A 3087-nucleotide genomic window follows, 5' to 3' on the forward strand; every position below is an offset into this window, starting at 1 on the left:
ACCGCATCTATGGCTGCGACGACTGCCTTGCCGCCTGCCCGTGGAACAAGTTCGCCCGCACCGGCCGCGAGGCAAAGCTCGCCCACCGCGCCGACCTCGTGGCCCCGCCGCTGGCCGAACTCGCCGCCCTCGGCGACGAGGCGTTCCGCGCCCGCTTTTCCGGCTCGCCCGTCAAGCGCATCGGCCGCGACCGCTTCGTGCGCAATGTGCTGATCGCGCTCGGCAACAGCGGCCGGCCGGATCTGCTGCCCGCCGTGCTGGCACGCCTTGACGACGACGCGCCGCTGGTGCGCGGTGCGGCGGTGTGGGCGCTGGCCCGCCTCGATGCCGTCCGGTGGGCGGCCGAGCGCGGCCGCCGGCTGGCCGGCGAGCGCGATGCCGGCGTCAGGGAAGAATGGGAAACCGTGCAGGGAGAGCCGTCATGAGCCCCGGGGAAACCGCCGCAGACGCCGGCCTGCCTGCCGCCCCGCCGGCAGAGCCGGCCCACCTCGTCGTGATCGGCGGCGGCTACAGCGCGGGCGTGCTGCTGGCGCTGGCGGCCGCGCGCGGCCTCCGCCTCACTGCCACCACGCGCAGCCCGGAACGCTTTACCCGCCTCGAAGCGCTCGGCGCCACGCCGCTGCTGTTCGACGGCACGCGGGCCGAGCCGGCCCTCGCCGCGGCACTGGCCGGGGCAACGCACCTGCTGGTCTCCGCCCCGCCGGACGCCGGCGGCGACCCGCTGCTGGCCTGCCACGCCGAAGACGTGCGCCGCGCGCCGCACCTGCGCTGGGCCGGGCTGTGGTCGACCCTCGCCGTCTACGGCGATGCCGGCGGCGCCTGCATCGACGAAAGCGCCCCGTGCCGGGCGACCTCGGAGCGCGGACTGCGCCGCATTGCGGCCGAGGCCCGCTGGCAGGCGCTCGCCGCCGGGCGCGCCCTGCCGCTCGCCATCCTGCGCCTGGCCGGCATCTATGGCCCGGGCCGCAATGCGCTGGCCAATCTGGCGGCCGGCACGGCCCACCGCATCGTCAAGCCGGGTCAGGTGTTCAACCGCATCCATGTGGACGACATCGCCGCCCTCACGCTTGCCGCAGCCGGGGCCGGTCTTGCCGGCACCTTCAACCTCAGCGACCGCGAGCCCGCACCGCCGCAGGACGTGGTAGCCTATGCCGCCGGCCTGATGGGCGTGACGCCGCCGCCGGAGGAGGATTTCGCCACCGCGCGCCTGTCGCCGATGGCACGCTCGTTCTATGGCGACAACAAGCGCGTCAGCGGCGAGGCCATCGTGGCCGCCACCGGCCGGGCGCTGCTGTGGCCCGACTATCGCAGCGGCCTCTCCGGGCTGTGGAACACCGGCCGCTGGCGGGGCTGAAACCGCCCGCCCGCCGCCTCAGCCCCCCATCTCAGCCCCCCCATCTCAGCCGCCGTCGTCCGGCAGCGGCGTGACCCGGCGCAGCGTCAGATTGATTCGCCCGCCCTGCGGCAGCAGCCGCGACGAGCCCGCCCGGATGCGGTCGATGCCGTGGAAGGCGAGCCGCGAAGCCCCCTCCAGCACCAGCCCGTCGCCCGAGGCGAGCGTGACCGAGCGCGTCGGCCCGCCGCGCGCCGTGCCGCCGATGCGGAACAGCGCCGAATCGCCCAGCGACAGCGACAGCACCGGGGCGCGGAAGTCGGCCTCGTCGCGATCCTGATGCAGGCCCATGCGGGCATGGCCGTCATAATAGTTGACGAGGCAGGCCTCCGGCAGCGCCGCAAGGCCGGTCACGCGCTGCCACAGCGCAGCGAGGCGGCCGGGCAGCGCCGGCCAGCACCGGCCGGTCACGGGATGGTGAGACTGATAGCGGTAACCGCTCTCGTCCGACACCCAGCCGAGCGCGCCGCAATTCGTCATCGAAACCGAAAAAGGCCGCCCGTTCCGCGGCATGCGCGGGCGAAACAGCGGGGCCTCGGCCATGATCGCGGCAATTTCTCCTGCAAGTTCAATCTGTTCGTGCACACTCAACAAGCCGGGCAGAAATCGTGCGCCGGCAATGTCGAGGCCGGCAATATTCGGCTCTGTGGCCATTGCGTCCTCCGCTCCGGTTGCTGTTGTGGCTTTGCACAGGGCGTGCGGCAAGTCGCCTTTGTAACCGCCCGCGACCTCTCGTCGGCATAGACGGGGCCGCCGGAACCTGCATAAACTGCCGAAATTCGAGACACGCCTGCGAAACAGGCGCTTGTTTCGGCCGGCGGATGGCGCTGAGGTTCATCCGCCGCCGGGGAAAAGGCAGCCGCGTGGGACCGGCCAGAGGCCGTCGCGGCGCAGGTTCAGGGGGAGCCGCGTGAGCGTAGCCGCACAGACGCAATCTCAGACATCCGGCCCCGCCGAAAAGGCGATCGCCCTCGATGTGAAGGGCATTCACAAGCGCTTTGGCAATCATGAAGTGCTAAAGGGCGTGTCGCTGACGGCGCGCGAGCACGACGTGGTGGCCATTCTCGGTTCGTCCGGTTCGGGCAAGTCGACCTTCCTGCGCTGCATCAACCTGCTGGAACTTCCCGACAGCGGCGAGGTGCGCGTCAAGGGCGAGCTCATCAAGATGGGCCAGCGGCAGGGCCACAACGCCCCCACCGACATGAAGCAGGTGGATCGTATCCGCGCCAGGCTCTCCATGGTGTTCCAGCAGTTCAATCTCTGGCAGCACATGACGATTCTGGACAACGTCACGGCCGCGCCGATGCACGTTCTGGGCCGCGACCGCAAGTCCGCGGTCGAGAAGGCCGAGGCGATGCTCGCCAAGGTGGGCGTGGCCGACAAGCGCCACCATTATCCCGGCCAGCTTTCCGGCGGCCAGCAGCAGCGCGTGGCGATTGCCCGTGCGCTCGCCATGGACCCGGAGGTGATGCTGTTCGACGAGCCGACGTCGGCGCTCGATCCCGAGCTCGTCAACGAAGTGCTGAAGGTGATGAAGGACCTCGCCGCCGAGGGCCGCACCATGCTGGTGGTGACCCACGAAATGGGCTTCGCCCGCGAAGCCGCCAACAAGCTCCTGTTCCTGCATCAGGGGCGCGTGGAGGACGAGGGCAACCCGCGCGAGGTGATGGCCAACCCCAATTCCGAGCGCTTCC

At 71.0% G+C, this 3087-nt stretch carries 4 protein-coding genes; 3 read left to right on the forward strand and 1 reads right to left on the reverse strand.

Annotation, left to right across the window (positions count from 1 at the left end; all coding sequences use genetic code 11):
• Both V7067_RS16875 and V7067_RS16880 read left to right on the forward strand, forming a co-directional pair.
• Positions 1-425: HEAT repeat domain-containing protein (locus tag V7067_RS16875; protein WP_334177053.1), on the forward strand; the 425-nt coding region annotated here is incomplete at its 5' end.
• Complete coding sequence (locus V7067_RS16880; RefSeq protein WP_334177054.1) at positions 422-1354, forward strand: NAD(P)-dependent oxidoreductase; 933 nt, start codon at positions 422-424, stop codon at positions 1352-1354. The genes V7067_RS16875 and V7067_RS16880, both read left to right, overlap by 4 nt.
• 45 nt (positions 1355-1399) lie before the next feature.
• On the opposite strand, the gene V7067_RS16885 is transcribed toward V7067_RS16880, so the two are convergent.
• On the reverse strand, positions 1400-2047 hold the full coding sequence (locus tag V7067_RS16885) for an alpha-ketoglutarate-dependent dioxygenase AlkB (RefSeq protein ID WP_334177055.1): 648 nt from the start codon (positions 2045-2047) through the stop codon (positions 1400-1402).
• Between the two features lie 310 nt (positions 2048-2357).
• Here V7067_RS16885 and V7067_RS16890 point away from each other — a divergent pair.
• Positions 2358-3087: ATP-binding cassette domain-containing protein (locus tag V7067_RS16890; protein WP_346433188.1), on the forward strand; the 730-nt coding region annotated here is incomplete at its 3' end.

Origin of the sequence: Pseudoxanthobacter sp., assembly GCF_036822375.1 — a bacterium.
Classification (GTDB): domain Bacteria; phylum Pseudomonadota; class Alphaproteobacteria; order Rhizobiales; family Segnochrobactraceae; genus Pseudoxanthobacter.